This is a genomic window from uncultured Cyclobacterium sp., from assembly GCF_963977555.1.
Lineage (GTDB): Bacteria > Bacteroidota > Bacteroidia > Cytophagales > Cyclobacteriaceae > Cyclobacterium.
The window spans coordinates 148,461-170,302 of the sequence record NZ_CAXBPD010000002.1; the positions used below are offsets into that span (position 1 = coordinate 148,461).

A 21,842-nucleotide genomic window follows, 5' to 3' on the forward strand; every position below is an offset into this window, starting at 1 on the left:
ACAGCAAATTCTCCTATTTTGTTTGAGCCTGAGCATGATTAAACCTTTACTCCCTTCGGTTTGAATTTAAGAAAAACAAGGCGGAACAATAAAAACCATGGGAAACCATGCATAATAAAATCTCCCCAATCGATGAGTTTCATGCCATTGGCACCTCCTGCTATCCATTTAAGTTTGCCCCAGATATGCGGTTCCGGAAAAAAAGGCGCCAGTCCTAACCATGCGCACATGATCAGCACCATTGTCCAATTATTGATAGGATTCTTAACTGTATTTACTTCTTTGTTGACCATGCTTTCCATTATTTCTGATCCAAAGATAAAAAGACAACTTTTTCAAAGTGGTGACAATGGTTACAGAAGTTAATTTTAACCCAAAATAAGTTGTATAGCTATTTGTAAAACTTAAAATAGAGTAACAATAGGATACCTAATAATAGCGCCATGCCTCCAATAAAGGGATAAACTCCCACATTACTGATCAGCGGAAGCGCTATGCCGGTAACAATCCCGCCGCCTACGATGGGTTCATAGAGGGGTTGTTTATAGCTAAAGGTGGAGGTGTATTTTTCTGCTTTATTGCCAGCCCTTTTGATTAAAATCAGTCCAATGGCCGTAGTACCAGTAGATTGCCCAAATTCTCCCAAAGCCCTTAGACGCCATTCTTTTGGGAAGAAAATGCTTCCCATTAAAAAATAGATGGCAATATTATAGCCTACACCGGCACCGCCAAGAATTAACAATGGGGCCAGGTTTTCTGTCAGGGCTTTAATGGAAAGACTACCTATGGCAGCCACAATAAGCAGGTCAAGTGAGAGGTTGGTAATGTGGTTGATGTGTTTTCTGCTGATATAGCCTGTTAGTTTGCTTTTTTCGGCCATTACCTGTACCGCTAAACCGGCAAGCATGGCCACGGGAAACAAAGGAATGAACTTGTTTATTTTTGACTCTTCCTGAGAAAATAGGGCCATCTCTCCATAGGAGAGCCCCTTTAAAAACAACCAGCCTAAAATTATGGTGACCCCTACAATGGCTATTTGTAAAGGAAAGGAAACTTTCTTTATTTTTTCCAAGTTGGGATTTTCCTCGCCATTGTCCGACATTTTCATGTCGTGGGACTCTTCTTTACCATTGATATTGGACACAATGGTACCAAAAATAATGGCCGATATAAGTCCGATGGTGGCAATTCCTAGTCCTAAGTCTACTCCCTGTTCAAAGTCTATGGCAGAGAAGGTGTTTTTTAAGCCGGCCACCGTCCCATGGCCTCCCTGAAAACCAATGGCAATCAAAGCACCTGAAACTACATCGATGTCAAACATCGGCTTGAGCAGTAGTATAGCAATAAGCAAACCGACGATATATTGACCAAGGGCTAGGGTGTAACCAAAGCATAGATTGGGCATGCTTTTATTTAGGATGGTCTTGAAGTTGGGGATGTTTTTGCCCAGGAATAGGCCCGCAAAAACCACTACAATCAAGTAGGCAGGAAAATCCTTCCAAATATTTATACTCGCCTCTGGTAGCAAACCCTTAGGAAGGGCACTTATTCCGATACTTTTGGAGATAAGGGGGCCCAGCAAGCCTGGCCCGAGTAGGAGTGCCAATACACCTCCAATTAAAGAGGCCGGGATCATTAGTTTTTTTAGAAAGGCCTCTTTAAGCACATAGGCAATAAAGAGGAAAAGGGTAATCAGTAGCAAGGCATTAAAAAATTCAAATGTCGCAAATTTCTCCATGAATCTATTTGATTTTTGTTCGGTTGAATTATTTTTGATGAGCAAAAAAGCGACTTGAGCGGTAAGGCAGGTATAGCTTTAGGTTTGTAGCCATAAACCTGCCGGTTATCTTGGGGTTAAAGGACCCAGTAGGGTAATTTCAGATTGTCGCTATGAAATTTTAAAAGTGTAAAATTTCGCTATCAGGTTTGCCAAAAGGATTAAATTGGACAATTCTTTTGGGTAAATTTGAATGAATTGTTAGGGCACAAATGTTTTGCCAAGGTTTAAAAATCCGAGTCTAATTTTTAAACAATTAACATTTTTGGGAGAACGCTATATGATTTACTTTGTCAGGATTGCCTTTGCGATTTAATTTATCATTACCTATTTAAGTAGGAACAGGGTTTCTAACTACAAACTTGCGCCACAAATCGCTGAATATAATATTCTACGGCATTTTTAGAACCATTAGACCAAACGAACAGCAAAAGGTCCTTCTGAAATCCTACACAAGTCATAAGTACGCCCAAGGTTAAATCTTAGAGCAACTATGAAATAGGTTATCAGCTAAAAGCTTGTCATTAACTAAAAGCATCTAGAGGAATCACTTACCTCGAACTAATCAAATATTTTCTTTAAGAAACAGCGTTTTGCCAAGGTTTTTATTGCGTTTCTTTCAATTTGTAAAGGTAGGGAGCCTTGTTTTTAGCACCTGTATATTTCTTTTCCAGACGTTCCAAAGCATTCATTTCAAGGATTTTTTTCTGAAAATTACTTCGAATGTATTTGTGGTCAAAAATCGTTTCATAAACTTGCTGGATTTCCTTCATCGTAAACTTTTCTGGAAGTAAGTTGAAGGCATTGTGTTTTTGGTCTATGTCAGCCTTGATCGCATCCAAAGCCTCAGCAAGGACTTCATCATAATGCATGATAAGTTTTGGAACCTCATGTACGGAATACCAATTGATTTCCGCATCGAATGAAGTCAGTTTTGGAATCACTTTTTTCATATCGACCAGAGAATAGTAGCCAATGGACAGAAACCTCTTGATGAACCATTTATAGGCTTTAAGGTTGGATTTATGAGATGCCTCACTATAGGAAAAATTGCTACTGATTAATTCATCAATGAATTCCTTTCGTTTGTGATTGGCCTTTCCAAAAACCTTGAATTGTTCCAGATAAATACCTTTAATTCCTGTACGTTCTTCCAAGATTCGCTTGGCTGCATCGTCAAGATCTTCTTCCTGCTTAATAAAACCACTTTGTAAGGTATAAAAATCACCCTGGAAATTTAATTTGGAGACCAACACCTTCAATTGGTGATTTTCGTAACCAAATACCACAAAATCAACGGCTACCTGGGGGATATAGTTTTTACTGTTCAATAGGTCCATTAGCGGTTAATTATAATTTTTACTAAATAACAAAAGTAAAAGATTAAAACTAAATAAATATATTGTATATTTTTTTATACAATAAAAATAAATTATTTTTGCCTTCAATTCACCTTCAGCTTTTGATATGAAAAACACTATATTATTTATCTTATTGATACTTATGGTTCCAGGGTTATCCTGCAATTCTGCCAAGGAGGGAAGGGATGAAATAGACTTGACAAGTCTATTGGAATTGGAACAAATCGCTGAAGTGCAGGTACGTTACCAATCTGTCAATGTGGAAATGTGTGAGGTTGTAGGAGGGGATTTTTGGGTGCCTTACCACCTGATCGATACTGCCAAAGTACGTGCAGAAGGATTTTCTGCCTTGAAGCGATCCATCCCTTCTATAGACTTGTATGATGAAAAATTGCGTACTTTGACAAAAGGTTTGGGGCCAATGTATGTGCGGGTAAGTGGTACCTGGGCCAATACTACCTATTTTCAGAACAATGATCAACCGAAATTAACCCAGCCCCCTGTAGGATATGAAAATGTGCTCACCCGTAAAGAATGGAAAGGGGTGATTGATTTTTGCAAAGCTACAGGTTCCAAATTGATTACTTCTTTTGCTATTAGTGCCGGAATGAGAGATGAGGAAGGTAATTGGACACCAGCCCAAGTCAAGCCGTTACTTGAATATACCCACTCGATAGGAGGAGAAATTTATGCCGCCGAAATGTTCAACGAACCATCCCACGCCAGTCATGGTGGAGTTCCTGAAGGGTATGATGCTGCCCAATACGCTAAAGATTTTGTCGCTTTCAAATCCTTTTTGCAAACAGCAGCACCAAACATGAAAATTATGGGGCCGGGATCTACTGGAGAAGGAGGACTGATGCCGGGGATCGATACGACCATGACTACGGATAAAATCCTGACAGCCGAACCCCGACCCGAATTCGATATATTTACCTATCACTTTTATGGTGGAGTATCTCAACGTTGTCATGGGCAGCTAAAGCCAGAAAATGCCTTTAATGAAGATTGGCTTGCAAAAACAGAAGTAGGCTTAAAATATTATAAGGAGGCCAGAAATAACTATATGCCTGATGCCCCTTTATGGCTGACTGAAACTGCAGAAGCTGCCTGTGGTGGCAATCCCTGGGCTGCCACCTATACTGATTCGTTCCGGTATGCAGAGCAACTGGGGAGGTTGGCTAAAAATGGGGTAGAAGTGGTCATGCACAACACCCTTTCTGCCAGTGAATATGCCCTGTTGGAACAGGATACCCACAGGCCACGGCCTAATTATTGGACAGCCTTACTTTGGAACCAATTTATGGGTACTAAAGTGTACCAAGCCAAGTCCCCTGTAGAAGGACTCGATGTTTTTGTCCATAACCTCAAAAGTGAGACCAAAGGGTATGCCCTATTAATTGTCAACCCCAGTGATATACCATCCCCTTTTGAAATACCTGCTCCTTCCGAGCAATACCTGCTTACCGCCGATGATTTGCTGGCCAAAGAAGTTAAATTAAACGGGAAAGTTCTCCAGCTTAATTCAGATAATTCCTTGCCTGATATCAAAGGGGAGGTTTTAACTCCCGGACCGATTCAAGTACCTCCAAAAAGTATAATGTTCCTGACAATTAAAGATCCAAATGGGTAATAAAGGCCTATCTGAATCATCGACTTCGTTCATCTGAGTTTTAACAAAAGCAGACTCCTTTTAATAATTGAAGTTTAGGCTGTATGTATTTTATACCTTAATTGGTCAATAACAAACTAATGGCTGATGAAAGCGCTATTTCATTCCTTGACTATTTAATTATCTCTTTAAGCCACTTTTCAGCCAAGCTTGGCCAGGTTTCGCCAGCCGGATTGCCAGGTCTAAGCCCATACCCATGCCCTCCTTTGGGTAGCAGGTGTAAGGAGACAGGTACTTTTTTGTCCCGCAAAGCGGTGGCCATTACTAGCGCACTGTTGGCATGCGTGTCGTCAGCTGTAGCAAAAAGAAACATAGGAGGGGTGTTGTCGTCTATTTTCAACTCGGGGGTTAAGCTTCTGTTTTCTCCTTTGTCCAGGTAGGCAGGGTAGATCAACATGGCAAAATTAGGCTTGGAAGAAACTTTATCTATGGCATCCTCTGGGCTATAGGAGTCTTCGCTATACATTGTACCGGCACGGGCGGCCAAGCTTCCTCCAGCAGAAAATCCGATGACACCGATTTTATCAGGGTCCACTTTCCAGTCACTTGCGCCACTTCTTACGATTCTGATGGCTCGCTGTATGTCATTCAAGGCGCCATCCTGTTTTTCCGGTACCCGGTATTCCAAAACAAAGGCAGTGTAGCCTAAGGTGGTTAACCATTCGGCCACTTCATGTCCTTCTTTATCGATGGCCAAAATGCGGTAGCCTCCTCCGGGACATACAATGACTGCTGCCCCGTTGTTTACACTTGCGTCCGGCAAGAATACCTTTAAAGTTGGATCTGTAACATCCGTCAGCCGGGTAACATTTCCACTGTTGTTATCGGTGACGACTGCGGGATGTTTTGGGGCTGTTTCTCCCGGTACTTTGTCTGGCCAGACATGTATGACCGTGCCATCTTGCGCATTTGCAAAGGTAACAAGAGAGAAAATAAGGACAGAAAGTGAAAACAATACTTTAATTGGACGGAGTGGTAGCGTCATCTGAGATTTTTGTTTATTGCCTATTTGGTTTAGCCTAAGTAGCTCTTAGAATGGTTCTATTCAAGAAAGCTATCGAAGAAAAATATTGGCTTAATATACTTTAAATAATGTTTTCTAACAATAGAACACTATAGTAATGGTCATTTATATCTTCTATAAATTGAGGCCAAAAGCGCTCAAATATCAGGATTGATGATTTGACGGCTTCGGCCTTTTTGGTAGGGATCTGAATCCGCCCATTCTCCGAAAAGTAAAATAGGGAGTAGTTAAAAAAGTTAATTTCTACTTACCCAAAATTTATTGCTCCATCTCATATTCGCTTTTCAGCACTTTGATGGTTAGCATATTATTGTCTGAAGCAATTATTTCCCATTCTTCTAGCGTTTCACCACCCCAGAAAGTCCCTTGAATGCTGATAACATCCGCATTTTTAGTCCAACTGCCTTGAAAGTCACTTGTGACAATAGGAGGGGTGCCGCACCAGCCACTATTGGCACGGTGAATGAAAGTGCCATTATTAAGAAAACGATAGCCATAAGTATTTTCCGCCAATTTGTTCACTTTTTCCAAAGTCATTCCATTTTCATTGTAGGAGACGTTACTCCATGAGCCTATAGGCAATGGACCTGTTTCAGAGGCAGAAAGTTGGGGGTCTTCTACACAGGAAACGATAAAAATTAGGGCTATAAGTAGGAGGGTAAATGGATTTTTCATGGCTATTTTATTTTTCGTTTAATTCAAGACGTAGGGGATAAGGGTTTTGTTGAGGTAGTGTTATAAATATTCTTTTTTTTTGAGATTTAATGCTTTGGAAGGAGGAACTTTCCGGATTTATGGGTATTAAAATAGGGTGGATTTTATCTGGTCGATATAATGGCCTGAGAAACGGAACAATTGTGTTCCCAATCATCCAACCAGAATTGGTATATTGTTGTTGATCTAGCCCTGATACCCGTTGGGGTATTAGAGGGGAAATAAAACAATCCATTATTAAAATATATTGATGCATTTACGAAAGAAAATTATGGGTCTGGCGCTATTGGTTTTAGCGGTAGCATTCCAACCCACCACTGCACAGCAAATCAGTAATGAAGATAAGCCAAGCATTATTTTCATCATGGCCGATGACTTGGGATACGGAGATTTGGGTGCCTATGGACAGGAATTAATTCAAACTCCAAATATAGATGCCTTGGCCAATGCTGGTATGATATTTCGTCAAGCTTATGCCGGTGGGCCGGTTTGTACCTCCTCCAGATCTGTGTTAATGACTGGCTTGCACAATGGACATACAGTAGCGAGGGACAATGTACCGCATTATCCAACTTATCTAAAGGAAGGGGATGTGACCTTAGCCCAGGTATTAAAGAATGCGGGGTATAAGACAGGGGGAGTAGGGAAGTGGTCTTTAGGAGATGCCCAAACGGACGGCCGAGCCACCAACATGGGATTCGATACCTGGACAGGTTATTTAAATCAGGACCATGCTCATTTTTATTATCCCAGCTACCTGGATCATGATGATTGGAAAATCCTATTAACAGATAATCCCATCCTAAGAAACCATTACAGTCATGATATTCTTACTAACGCTACTTTAAACTTTATCCGTGAAAATAGTAAGAAACCTTTCTTTTTCTATGCAGCTTATACACTTCCCCATTTTTCAGCCCCGGAAGAAGATGAACACGGATTGACGGTTCCCTCTACCTATCCTTATGAGGACAAAGATTGGCCTGAGGCAGCCAAAAAATATGCAGCAATGATTTATCGGCTGGATAAGGATGTGGGTAAAATCGTTAAACTTATAAATGAGTTGGGGATTAAAGATAACACCTTAATTATTTTCACCTCAGACAATGGAGGACATAGCAATGTTTGGAAAGGATTTAAAACGAATGGAAAGCTAAAAGGGTACAAAAGGGACCTGTATGAAGGTGGAATAAGGGTGCCTTTTATTGCCTCTTGGCCCGGAGTCATTCCTGATGGGAGCCAATCAAATGAAGTCATTGGCTTTCAGGACATGTTACCCACCTTTGCGAATTTGGCCAGTGCAGCTGTACCTGAAAATATGGATGGTATTACTGTAGTAGAGGCTTTAAAAGGGAATGCCCTTCCAGAAAATAACCGTGTGTTCTATTGGGATTTTGGTCATACCCGACTTAGGTATGACCAAGCCGTTAGGATTGGAAATTGGAAAGGAATCAGAAGAGGGCAAGGCCAACCTATAGAAATTTATGATCTTGCAAAGGATATTTCCGAAAAGCATAACCTGGCAAATGCTCATCCGGAACTGGTGAATAAAATCAACAAGCTAATGGAAAAGATGGTAATTCCCTCTACAAGTTACCCTGTGGGACGGGTATACAATGGAGGGTCAATCTGGAAAAAAGACTGGTAAAAGAATGCTATTATTTTAATCGAAATGGAAAGTCATTTTCGTACATAATCGGACATAAATCTGTTCGGAACCGTAGCAAAAAAAGCATTACAATTGTCTTTATGGCCTTGAATTGTTATTCAAGGCCAATTACCCCCTTTGGCACTTAATTGGCCATTATACTTCTCAAAAAATCAATTTTATCCATGAGAATATTTACCGGAATGATACTTTGGGCCATCTTATTGGTGCTTTGCTGGCCTCTTGCCCTAATCGTTTTATTGTTGTACCCACTTATTTGGTTGATTTTATTGCCTTTTAGATTGCTTGGATTTGGGGTTACACTCACGCTATCTATGATATTTGCGTTGTTTATGTTGCCCTTTTCACTTTTACGCTGATACAGCTCCTTTGCTTGAAAGGAGTAAACCAATGTAGGTGATAGCCGCATTTACCAGTAAGATTTCAAAGCCAAACTGAAAACCATTGAACCAATCGGCAGCATTCCAGTCGAGTATGAAAGAAAGTAAAGGACTTAGTAGACAAATATAGGGCACAAATTTATCTCGAACGGCTCTTTTATTGGTCAGCCCAAAAGCAAACAGTCCTAGCAATGGTCCATAGGTAAATCCTGCAGCTTTAAATACCGCACTTACTACACTTCTATCGTTCACCTCATTAAATGCCACAATGGTTAAAAAAACCAAGAAGGTAAATCCAATGTGTATCCATCGCCTGCTTTTGTCCTGATCGATGTTTTGACGGCCAGGTAAATTAATAATGTCTATACAGAATGAGGTCGTCAATGCAGTCAGTGCTGAATCGGCACTTGAGAAGGCTGCTGCAGTGATTCCCAGTAAGAAGACTACTCCTGCCAATGTACCAAAATGGTTCAGTGCTAAAAAGGGGAATAACTCATCGGTGGCCTTGGGTAAATCAATGCCATTTGCATCCGCATAGTGGTAAAGTAGCACACCTAAACCTAGAAATAACAGGTTGGAAAGGAAAAAGGTAATGGAGAACCAAAAGATATTTTTTTGTGCCTCCCGTTGGTTGCGACAGGTCAGGTTTTTTTGCATTACATTTTGGTCCAATCCATTCATGGCAATGGTAATAAAAATACCCCCTGCAAACATTTTAAAGAAATTCTGACTGGTATTTCCTTCCCATACAAATATGGAAGAAAGTTCGCTGTCTTTTACGATGGTAAGCAGGGCACCACTATCGATACCAAGGTGCTGGCCAATGACGATGATGGTAATAACGACCGCCAAAAGTAAAAACACTGTTTGAAGGGTATCCGTCCAAACTATGGTTTTGATCCCACTCTTGTAAGTGTACAACCAAATCAGCACCATTGTAGTCAATACCGAGGCATAGAAGGGTATTCCAAAAGCATCGAAAAAGGCCAGCTGTAGAACAGTGGCTGCCAGGAAAAGCCTGAAGGAAGCGCCGATGGTTTGGGAAATAAGAAAAATGGTGGCACCGGAAAGGTAAGCTTTTTGCCCAAACCTGGTTTTCAAGTATTCATAAATAGAAATCAGGTTGAGTTTGTAAAAAAGTGGAATAAGCACCAATCCAATTACAGCATATCCTACCATATTTCCCATTACAAATTGTAAATAGGCCCACTGTGTATTACCAACTTCTCCAGGAACTGAAATGAATGTAACCCCTGACAATGAGGCACCCACCATTCCAAATGCCACTAAAAACCAGGGAGATTCCCTGTTTCCGGTATAAAATGTGAGGCTGTCAGACTTTAAGGAAGTTAGGTAACTTATTAATAGTAAAAGTGCAAAATAACCTGCTATTACACCAAAAACGAGCAATGGACTCATAGTTCTCTTTTTAAAATAGAATTTTTATACCCAATGATAGGCATTTTCTTTAAATCATTTTAATGAGAAGCGACAAAATTGGTATCTTTCAACCGAAATTGATAGCATTTAAAGTATGTACAATAATATAGAAAGTACCGGAAATTTTTTTGGTGGAGAAAACCCTACTAAAAAGCGATTTTTTCTTGCAGTAGCAAAAAAAGGTTTGCTCATTATAATTTTGCTTTCCCTGAACATTGTTTCGCTGTATGCCCAGCATCAGCGGCCACCTTTTTTGGCTGAAGAATATGCCCATTGGGCAGATTCAGTATTGGCTACCTTAACTAAAGAGCAACGCATAGCGCAGTTGATAATGATCCCGGCCTATTCAAACAAAGACAAGGTCCATGTGGATTCCATAGCTGGCTTGGTGGAGAAATACGGGGTGGGAGGAATTATCTTTTTTCAAGGAGGACCTGTACGTCAAGCCCATATGATCAACCAATTCCAGCAATTGTCAAAGGTGCCTTTGATGGTGAGCCTGGATGGAGAGTGGGGTTTGAAGATGCGCCTTGATAGCACAGTAAGGTATCCCTATCAAAGGGCCCTAGGAGGATTGAATGATGAAAGCCTAATTTATGATATGGGAGCAGAAGTTGCTCGACAAGCTAAAAGAGCAGGGATTACTGTGAACTTTGCGCCAGTAGTGGATGTCAATAATAATGCGAACAATCCAGTGATAGGTTTTCGCTCCTTTGGTGAGGAAAAAGAAAATGTGACCAGCAAATCCCTGGCCTATATGAAAGGCATGCAAGACCACGGCCTTCTAGCTTCTGCTAAACATTTTCCAGGACATGGAGATACGGAGGTGGATTCACATTATGGGCTTCCGGTGCTAAACTTTTCTAAAAGGCGCCTAAAAGATTTGGAATTGTATCCTTTTCAAAAATTGATGGACCAGGGATTGGGCAGCATAATGGTCGCCCATATGGAGATTCCTGTTCTGGACAGTGCTAAAAACAGCCCTTCCAGTTTATCCAAACCCATTGTTACAGGTTTATTAAAAAACGAAATGGGCTATGAGGGGCTTATTTTTACAGATGCCTTGAATATGCAAGCAGTAGCCAAATACTATCCTCCCGGTAAAGTGGATGCTGAAGCATTGGTGGCAGGGAACGATATGCTATTAAACACGATGAATGTACCTGCTGCGATTACAGAAATTAAAGCAGCTGTTGAGCGGGGAGAAATTAGCCAAGAGGAAATCGACAATAGAGTGCTTAAAGTGCTAAAAGCCAAGGCTTGGTTGGGGCTAGATAAATGGGTACCCGTTGAAACGGATCATTTAATAGCAGATTTAAACAATTCAGAGGCTAATTTCCTAGCTGAAAAACTAACGAAGGCTTCACTGACGCTACTTAGAAATGAGGAACAAGTTCTTCCTATCAAGGGGCTTGCCAATACAAAAATTGCAAGTCTATCTATAGGGGCAAGCCAACGAACTGAATTTCAGCATTCCCTTGATAGGTACAGTCCAATGGATCATTTTATATTCCCAAAAGAAGGAGGAATTGATGCCATTAATGCATTGAAAGATAATCTTAAAGATCATCAATTGGTATTAGTAGGGATCCACGGTCTGGGTATTCGAGAGGGTAACAATAATTTTGGCCTAAGCCCTGAAATGGTTACCTTATTAAGGTCGCTAATAGAAAGTCATACTGTAATTGTGAGTGTATTTGGAAATGTTTATAGCCTAGGCAAAATACAGGGATTGGAGAATGCTGCTGGAGTTATTGCAGCCTACCAGGAGACTTCCCTGACACAGGACCTTACGTCTCAATTGATCTTTGGAGGTATCGGTGCCAGCGGTAAATTACCCGTGACTATAAATAAGTTTTTTTCCAGAGGGGATGGTTTGAAACTTGATGGGGGGATCAGAATGGCTTATACCTTGCCTGAAGGCGTAGGTATGACTTCTAGCGACTTAGATGGCATAGATTCTATGATGCAGATGGCTATTAAAATCAAGGCTATTCCGGGTGGGCAGGTACTCATGGCTAAAGAGGGAAAGGTTTTTTATCACAAAGCTTTTGGATACCATACCTATGATTCCTTGCAGGAAGTTAGGGTGGACGACCTGTATGACTTGGCTTCTATCACTAAAATCAGCACCTCTCTGGCTGCTTTTATGCATTTAAAAGGCAAAGGAAAGTTTGATGAAAACCAGACTTTAGGACATTACCTTAAAGCCGCCAGAGGTACAAACAAAGAGCATTTAGTATACAAAGATATTTTAACCCATCAAGCAAGATTGCGTTCTTGGATACCCTTTTGGATGTCAACCGTCAGGAAGAATGGAAGTTTCAAGTGGTATACTATGAAGATGGATTCTTCGAGACGATTTCCTATAAAAGTGGCTGATAAATTATTTATTCATCGGAAGTATGAACGTAAGATTTATAAAGAAATCTTTTCCTCTCCTTTAAATGCCGAGCCGGGATATGTTTACAGCGACTTGTCCTTTATCCTTGCTCCTAAAGTCGTGGAGGAGATCACTGGCGAAGGCTTTTATGCTTACCTGAAAGAGAATCTTTACAGGCCAATTGGGGCTGGAACGCTTACTTTCAACCCTTATTTAAATTTTGAAATGGATCGAATTGTTCCAACAGAGTATGATTCGGCATTCAGGAAGCAGCTGCTGCATGGCACGGTACATGATGAGGGTGCTGCCATGTTAGGAGGAGTAAGTGGCCATGCAGGATTGTTTGGTACGTCCAATGACCTAGCCAAGCTGATGCACCTTTACCTTTATGATGGCTTATATGCTGAGGAACAATTGATCGCCTCTGGGGTGGTTCATGAATATTCCAAGTGTGTATTCTGCGAAGAAGGAAATTATAGGGGGATGGGATTTGACAGGGCCAATAAACCGGGAGATCCAAATGGCAATGCAGCACCTAGTGCTTCTGAAAAAAGTTTTGGGCATTCAGGATTTACGGGTACCTATACCTGGATAGATCCTGAAAATGAAATTGTTTATGTATTTCTCTCAAACAGGGTAAATCCAAGCAGGGAAAACAGAAATATCTATAAATTGAATATTCGGACTAATATTATGGAAGAAGTGTACAAAGCGATGGAAAAAGCAAAACTTAGAGACCAACGCTAAATGGCTTGGGTTGCCTTTTAATTGAGCACATGGAAAGTTAAATGATTTATTAGATTGGGAAGGCTGCTTATAATTACAAACAGGTCTATTCTTTTGCTTTGGCAGAAGAATAGACCTGTTAGGAAATAACGGCCTTAAGAAAGGATGACCCTCAATATTGGCCTTCGAGTATTTTCACTTTGAGTGTTTTTACTTTGTCCAAAGTAAGGGGTTTTACAATGTAATCACTTACATAATCGTATTTTTTGGCTTTGTCCATCTCGTCTTGATTTATGGAAGAAGAAATCACAAAGATTTTTATAGAGTGGTCATAGGAAACGCTCCCAATTTTATCCAAAAGTTGCCAGCCATTCATTAAAGGCATGTTGATATCCGTAAGAATAACATCTGGCATTGGGTCGTTATTCTCAATTCTTTGCTGAAAGTCTTCCCATGCTTCTTCACCGTTTAAGAAAAATAGAGCTTGCTTAGTAAAGGAAGTTATTTCCAAGATTTTTTTTGTACCAAAATTATATAGCGGATCATCGTCAACTACATAGGTAAGCCCTATTTCACTCATAAAAAAGATTTTTTAGGTATATCCGTTAAAGATTTATACTATTTATTCAACAAGCCTTATGTTAAATTCATATATTAAAAATAATTTTAGAAGATGTTGCAATCAATTCAAAATCAAGGGCTTTATAGCTAAATATTACACTGCTGAAGTGCTAACCTGGCTACCTGTTCACCTTCTCCAATTCCAATTAAGTGACAACACTTTTAATTAATTCTACGACATAATTCATGTTAAATGTATATTATTTAATTCAATTTATGCCTTAAAAGTGCAGGTTTTTTTAATGAGGTTAACAACAAATCTTGGCCTTTGAAGGCTTTTGCAGGCAATAACCAAAATAAATGTGGTTATAATTCAATCCTAATGCTAACATATTTTGATGTCAAGCATCCATTTTTATTATTTTTCTTTTACTTTACATTTCAAAAGAATCATCACTTAAATCCTATACCTGCCATGAGACGATTATTTTCAATTGCACTAATATTAATTTTGGCTGCTGGCTGTCAGTCGGGAGAGAATAAAGAAACGAACGATAACCCCAAAGAAATGAAAGAAACGGTAAGCGCTGATAAGCCTTTGTTAAGACATGTAGTTTTATTTTCCTTTAAAGAAGAATCAAGCGCCTCAGACATAGCGGAAGTAGAAAAAGCATTTATTGGTCTTCAGGAGAAGATACCTCAAATAGTAGACTTTGAATGGGGAACCAACAATAGTCCTGAAGGACTAAACAATGGATTAACGCATTGCTTTTTTCTCACTTTTGAGAGTGAAGCTGACAGAGATATTTATTTGCCTCATCCAGCTCACAAGGAGTTTGGTGGCGTACTAGGGCCGCATCTTAAAGATGTAACAGTAGTGGATTACTGGACCAAATAAACATAAAAAAGCCTTTCTCAAAGAAAGGCTTTTTTTATCAATATGAAAAGGTTTAAGCCAAGGGCTAATGTTTGTGTGGTAGGGTTTTCTCTTCCATGCTCACATCAGTTCCTTTGCGAACCTGCATGCGGTAATAAACCAAAATTTCGTCAGCACCAGCATTCAATACAGCCTCTTGCGCTTCTTTAGCAATGGCCATCAATTTTTCTTCGGGTCCTTCCATAACGGTCTCGAATGGTGTGACTTCGTATTTCACACCTGAAGCAGCAATGACCGCAATTGCCTTGTCAACCAATTGGTAACTGTCCAGGGTTTTGCTTTTTGGCACGATCTGAATACCTAGATTAATGTTTGTCATTTTCTTATTTATTGTAAAAATTCATCGTTTTTTCCAAGCCAATGGTGCAAAAGGCGGTGATCATCTCAATGGCCTTGTCCATGAAAATTGGCAGGTCATTAATTTCTTCTTTAGACCACCTTCCCAATACATAATCTATTTGTCTTCCTTTTGGATAGTCGTCACCAATTCCAAATTTTAGCCTAGCATAGTCTTGCCCCCCTGTCAGTTCTTCAATGTTTTTCAATCCATTGTGCCCAGCACTAGATCCTTTGGCTTTCAGTCGTAATTTGCCAAATGGAAGCGCAATATCATCTACGACTACTAATACATTTTCTTTGGGGATTTTTAATACTTTCATCCAATAATTGACGGCTTTCCCACTTAGGTTCATATAAGTTGTCGGCTTTATCAAATGAATTTGGCGCCCTTTGTGTTTCAACAAAGAAGTAAAGGCTAACCTGTCACTTTCCCAGCTAAGTTTGTTTTCATCTGCCAGCCTGTCTAGGATGAGGAAGCCTACATTATGTCTGGTCAATTCGTATTCAGGGCCAATATTTCCTAACCCTATAACAAGGTATTTCATGTGTGTGGTTTGACTTTTTTTAAGTCGAAATATATTTCGTAACTAGAAGGAGGCATATGCACTTCTTCCACAGCAAATGTCCGACCATGGTGATCAAAATAATTCTATGCGGTTTCACTAATATTTATTCAGGTTTTAATCATCTGGGTTATAAACCTCTTGGGAAAGTTTATAACTCGGAATCAGGAATGCAATATTTAGTAGTAGAATCAACTTATTTACAGACGAAGATAAAAAAATCCTGTTCCGTGAAAAACAGAACAGGATTAAAATTTTAATTCAGATAAAGTTAGCAATTAAACTTCTTCTTCTTCTTCACCTTTTTTACCTCTTAATGCTCTTGGAATACCAACAGTAGCGATAGTTACATTTGGACTGTTAAGTAATTCAAATTTCTCAACACTCAAATCACCAACTTTTATTGATTTACCCAATTCCAGCTTGGAAATATCAAATGGGATTTCGTCTGGAAGGTCGTTTGCAAGACCTTTTACCAAAAGCGTTCTTGCTTTGATTTCTAATTTACCACCTTTGATAATACCTGGAGAAGAACCGAAAGGTCTTACTGGTATTTCCATTTTGATGGCTTTTTCATCACTAAATGCTAAGAAATCAGCATGCAGCAATACTTCACTTACAGGGTGAAATTGTGCTTCCCTTAAGATGGCTTTAATTATTGTACCTTCGATATTCAGATCCACCATGTGAACTTCTGGTGTGTAGATCAAATCCCTGAACAAAATTGCAGGAGATGTGAAATGAATTTGTTCTTTAATGCCTGGTCCGTAAACTACACAAGGAACACTTCCTTCGTCACGAATTGCGTCAAGAGATCTTCTGTCGAGATTTGCTCTTTTAAACCCTATAATCTCAATTGATTTCATAATTTATGTTAAGTTAAAATATTAAATTCTTATATAAAAAGGGAACTAATAGAAGTATTTCCCGTGACAGCATGTATTGCCTTGGCAAATAAATCTGCTACAGTTAGTACTTTTATTTTAGAGGATGTCTGCATAGTAGGAATGGTATCGGTGATGACCAATTCTGAAAGAACAGATTTCTCAATATTATCATAAGCCTTACCAGACAATACTCCATGGGTCGCAATGGCCCTAACGGACGATGCTCCTTTATCCATGATGATTTGGGCTGCTTTGCACATTGTGCCTGCAGTATCTACAAGGTCATCAATCATGACTACATCCTTTCCTTCCACGTCTCCTATCAACTGCATCGAAGCTACCTCGTTGGCTCGTTTTCTGTGCTTGTCACAGACAACCATTTCTACCTCAAAATGCTTGGCATATGATCTCGTTCTTCCTACTCCCCCCACATCTGGTGAGGCAAAAATTAGATTTCCTAGATCCAAGCTTTTCAAATAGGGCACAAAGATAGCAGAACCATTTAAATGATCCAAAGGAATATCGAAGAATCCCTGAATTTGGCCAGCGTGAAGGTCACAGGTCATTATCCTATCAGCGCCAGCAGAGGTGATCATGTTGGCGATAAGTTTGGCAGCAATACTGACCCGAGGCCTGTCCTTACGATCTTGACGCGCATAGCCAAAATAAGGGATTACAGCACAAACCTTGTAGGCACTTGCTCTTTTGGCAGCATCAATCATCAAACATAGCTCTAACAAATTATCCGCTGAAGGATTGGTAGATTGAATCAGAAAGACATTACAACCTCTAATAGATTCATTGTAACTGGGGGACATTTCGCCATCACTAAATTTAGCTAAGGTTAAGTCTCCGAGTGCCTGACCATAAGCTTTGGCAATACTTTGCGCCAATAGTGGCGTATTAGAACCTGAGAAAATTTTGGTCTCGGGCATGATGTTATATTTTTAGGTGGTTTTTGTTCAAAGGAAAAGCAAATGTAATAAAAAATTGACGGTTACCTTTTCTAGCCAACAATAAAACAAAGGTATTTTTTTTCTTTTCTATTCCACCCAGAGCGTATAATTAGTTAACTAAAGTGTTATTAAATCAAGGTTTTCTATTAGGTAATCCATTTCTACCTGAATCTTTTTGCCGGTGATAAATAGGTCTTCTTCTTGGTTTTTTTGCTTTCCTATTTGATCGGTAAGTTGCAATAAAACAAAGAATCCAGTTGTTCCAGCAGAACTGTTGAGTTTTTTACTGATTTCTAATAATGAAGGTAAATCCTTATTTGCTATGGCATCATCTAGGCTGGCCTTATTTTCCAACAAATTTGAAAGTGCGATTTTTATTAGCGCTATTCCAATCTCCTTGTCACCGTCGAATAAGTTTAATAGGTGGATTTTATCAAAATGTTTAGTTATAATGTTCGTTTTTTTTGCTTTTGGTACCTGCTCATCCAATTCCTGTTCGTTTGGCATCAAGAGTTTTATGATTCTTTCTGTCAATTTTCCCTGAACCAGAGGTTTGCTAATGTAATCGTTCATTCCAGCCTCGAGACATCTTTCTTTTTCTCCTTTAACCGTACCGGCAGTTAAAGCGATAATTGGGACCTCCGTGGCATGATCTATTGTTCTAATTGCTTTAGCCGTTTCGTATCCATTCATTATAGGCATTTGAATGTCCATAAGGATAAGGTCTGGTTTATTTCTAATGACATACTCATAAGCCATAAGCCCATTTTCTGCTTCAATAATGTTTATTGTTGGACTTATTTTTGATAAAATTATTTTGGAGAGCTTCATGTTAACCGGATTATCCTCAGCGATAAGGATATTGAAATTTCGGTTGGTAAGAAATTCCAAATTCTTTTCAGAATTCTCCTCAATATTGGAACCCTCAATAAATTCTGCGTTTTTGAGCCTACTGAATAACTGAGCCATCTGATGATTTTTAATCGGCTTAATTAATCTATGGTGAACATTAAGGCTTGATAGTTTGTCCCTTTCCAGGTCATTGTCGTTGGAGCTAGAGAGCAAGACTATCGGGACTTGTGCGATGGATTGGTTTTTTAATGAGCGAATTTTCTCGATTGTTTCTGTCCCAGTTAAAAATGGCATACGAAGATCCATTAGAATTAAATCTACCGGCCATTCATTTTCTAAAAGCTTAAGCCCTTCTAATCCATTGCTGGCTTCTAGGCATTTAATGTTTCTGATTTCTAAGATTTCCCTAACCAGATACCTGTTTGTTTGATTGTCGTCAACTACCAAAACTTTTATTAGCCCATGGTTTTCTGTAGCGTCTACCTTCTCGCCCTCTTCACACAAAAGGTCAATGTCGAAATAAAAGAGGCTTCCTTTATTTTGTTCGCTTTTTAATTCCAGCTTGGTTCCCATCAAGCCCAGCAACTTGTTAGAAATAGTAAGTCCGAGTCCTGTGCCACCAAATTTCCTTGTAGTACTTGCATCCTCCTGAGAGAAAGCATCAAAAATTTTGAGTTGATTTTCTTGAGAGATGCCTATTCCTGTATCCTTAACAGAAAAACGGAATTTTAATGGTCTATTATTTCGAATTTCTTTATCCAAAACTTCAACTTTTAATTCCACTTCTCCTTTTGGAGTGAATTTTATGGCATTTGTTAATAGGTTCACCAAAATCTGCCTAAGCCTTACATCATCTCCCATTACAAATCGAGGCAAATGAGGAGAAAGGTTTAATATTAGTTCCAATCCCTTCGAATGCGCTTGGTAATTGATGATATCAGCCACCTGAGTTCCCAATTCAAAAATATCTACTTTATCAAGGGCCAAATCCATTTTTCCAGCTTCAATTTTAGAGAAGTCAAGAATGTCGTTGATTAAATCTAACAAGGAATGAGCTGAATGGTAAACTGTCTTCATGTATTGAAGCTGCGTTTCAGACAATGGCGTTTTCATTAGCAAATCAGAAAACCCTATTACACCGTTAAGAGGTGTTCTGATTTCATGGCTCATATTGGCTAGAAAATCAGACTTGGCCCTATTGGCATTTTCCGCGCTTTCCTTGGCTTCATTGAGTTGGGTGTCAAATTCTTTTCTGGCACTAATGTCCTGATAGGTCCCATACATAAGTGAGGGTTTGCCTTTATGGTCCCAAGAAAAGACTCTTCCAACTTCAAATACCCAAACCCAATGACCAGCTTTGTGTTTTACTCGGAGTTCACATTGGTAAACATCAGTTTTTTTATTGAAGTGATTCTCTAATGCTTTTTCTTTTTTAACCAAGTCATCTGGAGGACATAATTCATTCCAGTCTTTCTGGAAAAGAATGGTTTCGTCATCTTTATCGTAACCTATGATTTCCCAAAATCTTCGATTAACTAAGATTTGATCTGTTTCCATGTTCCATTCCCAGGTCCCCGTATTGGTACTGGTGATAATGGCATTGAGTCGTTTGCCGTTTTCTAATAATGCAAGCTCTGCCCTTTTTCTTTCACTGATGTCATTGGTGATGCCTACCATGCCTATAACTTCACCAGTTTCTGTTTTTAACGGTAATTTGGAGATGAGGCAGAACTTCTTAACTCCGTTCCGTTGTTCTAGTACTACTTCTTTATTAATTATAGATTTACCATCTTTAATAACCGCCTCATCCTCGATTTTCGATGCTCTTGCCGTTTCGCTATTAAATAAGTCTTCGTCTTTTTTTCCTAAAATTTCATTTTCATCTGAAAACCCTATGTATTCCAGTTCCTTTTGATTGATCAGGGTTTTTTCATACTTGGTGTTCTTGGTGTAAATGTTTATTGGAATATTGTCAATAATAGTTCTTAAAAGAGATCTCTCTTCATTTATAGATATTGAAGCGGCCTCAAGTTCTTCATGGGCTTTTAGGGATTCAGAAATATCTATTCCATTGCATAGGACGAATGGCTGCCCATATTTTGGTTCAAATAATACATTGTTTATTTGAAAAGTAACCACCTTTCCAGACTTAGCGGTAAGTCTGGAAATCCCATTGAATCCTTTATCGGACTGGACCTTTTTTTCGTAATTATTATGTAGCTCTTTGTTCGCCGCTAAGTCAGACATATTCATGTCTAATAGCTCTTCAATAGTGTATTCTAAAATCCTTACACCTGAGTGATTTATGTGTAATATTTTTCCATTAAGGTCATGTTTTACCATTAAACCTTGGGTGTTATCGAAAAAATCCTGGTATTCTTTTATCCTATCTACCGCTTTTATTTCATCTTTTTTATGAAGACTAATGTTATTTACTATGCAAAGGACGTCATTGTCGGATAAGTGCATTTTCTCGAAACTAACCTGATACCATTCTATATTGCCATCAATTTCAAGGTTGTACTCTTTCTGCTGTTTTTGTTCGGTTTTAACAGCATGTCTAAATAATTTCTCGAACAATTCTACCAGATCCGAGCGAAAGCCTACCTCACTTATTTTCTTATTTAAAAATACATGAGGTGGAAATTTTAAACGGTCTACGTTGGCAGTAAAATAATCCCTAAAAATTAAATCTTTGTCAATTAGAAAAACAACGTCTCCTACGTTTTTAAGAACATCTCCTATTTTTTGATTGAAGGAACTAAGATTGTGGTTTTTTAAGCTTAAATCAATTTGCTTTTTTATTTCTGTAGAAAAAACCTCTAGCGTTTTTTTTTGAATATCCTGAAGCTTATTAGGCTTGTGATCCATAACACATAAAGTACCAATCGGTGTGCCATCACTGGAAAGAATCGGAAAACCTGCATAGAATGCAATAGTCTTGCCCTCTAATTCAATCGGACCATTTAATAAGCTGGATTCATTAGAGAGATCAGGTATTTCTAAAACCCCTGTTCTTGATATGAAATGAAAATTTTCAGATTGTTTTCTTGACACTTCTTTTATTGTCAAACCTACTTTTGATTTGAACCAAACCCGATCCTGATCTAATAGGGTTACCAATACTATTGGTGTTTGACAAGTCGCCGCAACTAATGCTACTAAATCGTCAAAAGATATATCAGATAAGACGTTCATTAACTGAACAGCATTTATTGATTTTGACCAATAAGGGTTCTTTTCTGGATCTTTGTAAATAGGAGTGCTCATTACGGATAAATTACCATCAATTAAAGGGTGATTTTAAAGAAAATTACAAGTATTTCCTAAAATTTACCCTCAAATTTTCATGGTTTTGTCGTGGTAAAATCCATCCTATTATCCGATAATCAAAATTAATCATTCATATGACATTTTTCATTATTCAAAAGCTCAATTTTTGAAAATAAAAGAAATCATTGATACCGAGAGAAAAATTTCCTTCATTGATAATGTGTTGTTGATAACACAAACAAAATCAAAAAAATATTTTATTTAGAACGTGATTAAAAAGTTAGCTATGCCTTTTTTACAACTGTTCAAAAGGCATTAAATATTGGGA

The 21,842-nt window shown here is 38.8% G+C and carries 17 protein-coding genes; 4 read left to right on the plus strand and 13 right to left on the minus strand.

The features are described from left to right. Positions 1 to 38 precede the first annotated feature (38 nt). From AAC073_RS02945 to AAC073_RS02955, 3 genes are all read right to left on the minus strand, one after another. Positions 39 to 293 (minus strand): hypothetical protein, encoded by a 255-nt coding sequence (locus AAC073_RS02945; RefSeq protein WP_339922565.1) that lies wholly within the window; start codon positions 291 to 293, stop codon positions 39 to 41. Positions 294 to 391: 98 nt separating this feature from the next. Beyond that, positions 392 to 1,738, minus strand: coding sequence for a sodium:glutamate symporter (locus AAC073_RS02950; RefSeq protein ID WP_339922344.1), 1,347 nt, complete (start codon positions 1,736 to 1,738; stop codon positions 392 to 394). Between the two features lie 644 nt (positions 1,739 to 2,382). Continuing rightward, positions 2,383 to 3,117, minus strand: a complete 735-nt coding sequence (locus AAC073_RS02955; RefSeq protein ID WP_339922345.1) for an NUDIX hydrolase — start codon at positions 3,115 to 3,117, stop codon at positions 2,383 to 2,385. A 127-nt stretch (positions 3,118 to 3,244) separates the two neighbouring features. Between AAC073_RS02955 and AAC073_RS02960 the strand changes: the two genes are divergently transcribed. Beyond that, entirely contained in the window at positions 3,245 to 4,771 is a 1,527-nt protein-coding gene (locus tag AAC073_RS02960; RefSeq protein WP_339922346.1) for a hypothetical protein, read from the plus strand. 151 nt (positions 4,772 to 4,922) lie between these two features. Here AAC073_RS02960 and AAC073_RS02965 read toward each other — a convergent pair whose 3' ends face one another. Both AAC073_RS02965 and AAC073_RS02970 read right to left on the minus strand, forming a co-directional pair. Then, positions 4,923 to 5,795, minus strand: a complete 873-nt coding sequence (locus AAC073_RS02965; protein ID WP_339922347.1) for an alpha/beta hydrolase — start codon at positions 5,793 to 5,795, stop codon at positions 4,923 to 4,925. Between the two features lie 297 nt (positions 5,796 to 6,092). Further along, positions 6,093 to 6,509 carry a hypothetical protein gene (locus AAC073_RS02970; protein WP_339922348.1) on the minus strand — a complete coding sequence of 139 codons (417 nt, stop codon included), beginning with the start codon at positions 6,507 to 6,509 and terminating at the stop codon, positions 6,093 to 6,095. Between the two features lie 289 nt (positions 6,510 to 6,798). On the opposite strand from AAC073_RS02970, the gene AAC073_RS02975 reads away from it, so the two are divergent. Then, positions 6,799 to 8,196, plus strand: a complete 1,398-nt coding sequence (locus AAC073_RS02975) for an arylsulfatase (protein ID WP_339922349.1) — start codon at positions 6,799 to 6,801, stop codon at positions 8,194 to 8,196. A 145-nt stretch (positions 8,197 to 8,341) separates the two neighbouring features. Here the strand turns inward: AAC073_RS02975 and AAC073_RS02980 are convergent, their stop codons facing one another. Beyond that, a complete protein-coding gene (locus AAC073_RS02980) occupies positions 8,342 to 8,626 on the minus strand; it encodes a hypothetical protein (protein ID WP_339922570.1) in 285 nt (94 codons plus the stop codon). After that, positions 8,568 to 10,016, minus strand: a complete 1,449-nt coding sequence (locus AAC073_RS02985) for a sodium:solute symporter (protein WP_339922350.1) — start codon at positions 10,014 to 10,016, stop codon at positions 8,568 to 8,570. Before AAC073_RS02985 ends, AAC073_RS02980 begins: the two co-directional genes overlap by 59 nt. A 115-nt stretch (positions 10,017 to 10,131) precedes the next feature. Here AAC073_RS02985 and AAC073_RS02990 point away from each other — a divergent pair, with 115 nt between their 5' ends. Further along, the gene (locus tag AAC073_RS02990; RefSeq protein WP_339922351.1) at positions 10,132 to 13,167 is read left to right on the plus strand and encodes a glycoside hydrolase family 3 N-terminal domain-containing protein; all 3,036 of its coding nucleotides are present in this window, start codon (positions 10,132 to 10,134) and stop codon (positions 13,165 to 13,167) included. 151 nt (positions 13,168 to 13,318) lie between these two features. Here AAC073_RS02990 and AAC073_RS02995 read toward each other — a convergent pair whose 3' ends face one another. Further along, the gene (locus tag AAC073_RS02995) at positions 13,319 to 13,726 is read right to left on the minus strand and encodes a response regulator (protein ID WP_339922352.1); all 408 of its coding nucleotides are present in this window, start codon (positions 13,724 to 13,726) and stop codon (positions 13,319 to 13,321) included. 456 nt (positions 13,727 to 14,182) lie between these two features. Between AAC073_RS02995 and AAC073_RS03000 the strand changes: the two genes are divergently transcribed. Then, positions 14,183 to 14,605 (plus strand): Dabb family protein, encoded by a 423-nt coding sequence (locus AAC073_RS03000; RefSeq protein WP_339922353.1) that lies wholly within the window; start codon positions 14,183 to 14,185, stop codon positions 14,603 to 14,605. Between the two features lie 64 nt (positions 14,606 to 14,669). On the opposite strand, the gene AAC073_RS03005 is transcribed toward AAC073_RS03000, so the two are convergent. From AAC073_RS03005 to AAC073_RS03025, 5 genes are all read right to left on the minus strand, one after another. Further along, positions 14,670 to 14,963: a thiamine-binding protein gene (locus AAC073_RS03005; RefSeq protein ID WP_020890500.1), complete on the minus strand. Its 294-nt coding sequence runs from the start codon at positions 14,961 to 14,963 to the stop codon at positions 14,670 to 14,672. 4 nt (positions 14,964 to 14,967) lie between these two features. Beyond that, on the minus strand, positions 14,968 to 15,528 hold the full coding sequence (gene pth, locus AAC073_RS03010) for an aminoacyl-tRNA hydrolase (protein WP_339922354.1): 561 nt from the start codon (positions 15,526 to 15,528) through the stop codon (positions 14,968 to 14,970). A 296-nt stretch (positions 15,529 to 15,824) separates the two neighbouring features. Then, positions 15,825 to 16,412 carry a 50S ribosomal protein L25/general stress protein Ctc gene (locus AAC073_RS03015; protein ID WP_339922355.1) on the minus strand — a complete coding sequence of 196 codons (588 nt, stop codon included), beginning with the start codon at positions 16,410 to 16,412 and terminating at the stop codon, positions 15,825 to 15,827. A gap of 29 nt (positions 16,413 to 16,441) precedes the next feature. Further along, complete coding sequence (locus AAC073_RS03020) at positions 16,442 to 17,368, minus strand: ribose-phosphate pyrophosphokinase (protein WP_339922356.1); 927 nt, start codon at positions 17,366 to 17,368, stop codon at positions 16,442 to 16,444. Positions 17,369 to 17,506: 138 nt separating this feature from the next. Beyond that, positions 17,507 to 21,511 (minus strand): response regulator, encoded by a 4,005-nt coding sequence (locus tag AAC073_RS03025; RefSeq protein WP_339922357.1) that lies wholly within the window; start codon positions 21,509 to 21,511, stop codon positions 17,507 to 17,509. Between the last annotated feature and the right edge of the window lie 331 nt (positions 21,512 to 21,842).

What these genes read in the sequence shown, in the direction of transcription:
- AAC073_RS03025 (WP_339922357.1), bottom strand. Translation starts at nt 21,511, where the DNA reads ATGAGCACTCCTATTTACAAAGATCCAGAAAAGAACCCTTATTGGTCA.
- AAC073_RS02970 (WP_339922348.1), bottom strand. Translation starts at nt 6,509, where the DNA reads ATGAAAAATCCATTTACCCTCCTACTTATAGCCCTAATTTTTATCGTT.
- AAC073_RS03000 (WP_339922353.1), top strand. Translation starts at nt 14,183, where the DNA reads ATGAGACGATTATTTTCAATTGCACTAATATTAATTTTGGCTGCTGGC.
- AAC073_RS02945 (WP_339922565.1), bottom strand. Translation starts at nt 293, where the DNA reads ATGGTCAACAAAGAAGTAAATACAGTTAAGAATCCTATCAATAATTGG.
- AAC073_RS03015 (WP_339922355.1), bottom strand. Translation starts at nt 16,412, where the DNA reads ATGAAATCAATTGAGATTATAGGGTTTAAAAGAGCAAATCTCGACAGA.
- AAC073_RS02965 (WP_339922347.1), bottom strand. Translation starts at nt 5,795, where the DNA reads ATGACGCTACCACTCCGTCCAATTAAAGTATTGTTTTCACTTTCTGTC.
- pth (WP_339922354.1), bottom strand. Translation starts at nt 15,528, where the DNA reads ATGAAATACCTTGTTATAGGGTTAGGAAATATTGGCCCTGAATACGAA.
- AAC073_RS02995 (WP_339922352.1), bottom strand. Translation starts at nt 13,726, where the DNA reads ATGAGTGAAATAGGGCTTACCTATGTAGTTGACGATGATCCGCTATAT.
- AAC073_RS02955 (WP_339922345.1), bottom strand. Translation starts at nt 3,117, where the DNA reads ATGGACCTATTGAACAGTAAAAACTATATCCCCCAGGTAGCCGTTGAT.
- AAC073_RS02950 (WP_339922344.1), bottom strand. Translation starts at nt 1,738, where the DNA reads ATGGAGAAATTTGCGACATTTGAATTTTTTAATGCCTTGCTACTGATT.
- AAC073_RS02980 (WP_339922570.1), bottom strand. Translation starts at nt 8,626, where the DNA reads ATGCGGCTATCACCTACATTGGTTTACTCCTTTCAAGCAAAGGAGCTG.
- AAC073_RS02990 (WP_339922351.1), top strand. Translation starts at nt 10,132, where the DNA reads ATGTACAATAATATAGAAAGTACCGGAAATTTTTTTGGTGGAGAAAAC.
- AAC073_RS02985 (WP_339922350.1), bottom strand. Translation starts at nt 10,016, where the DNA reads ATGAGTCCATTGCTCGTTTTTGGTGTAATAGCAGGTTATTTTGCACTT.
- AAC073_RS03020 (WP_339922356.1), bottom strand. Translation starts at nt 17,368, where the DNA reads ATGCCCGAGACCAAAATTTTCTCAGGTTCTAATACGCCACTATTGGCG.
- AAC073_RS02975 (WP_339922349.1), top strand. Translation starts at nt 6,799, where the DNA reads ATGCATTTACGAAAGAAAATTATGGGTCTGGCGCTATTGGTTTTAGCG.
- AAC073_RS02960 (WP_339922346.1), top strand. Translation starts at nt 3,245, where the DNA reads ATGAAAAACACTATATTATTTATCTTATTGATACTTATGGTTCCAGGG.
- AAC073_RS03005 (WP_020890500.1), bottom strand. Translation starts at nt 14,963, where the DNA reads ATGACAAACATTAATCTAGGTATTCAGATCGTGCCAAAAAGCAAAACC.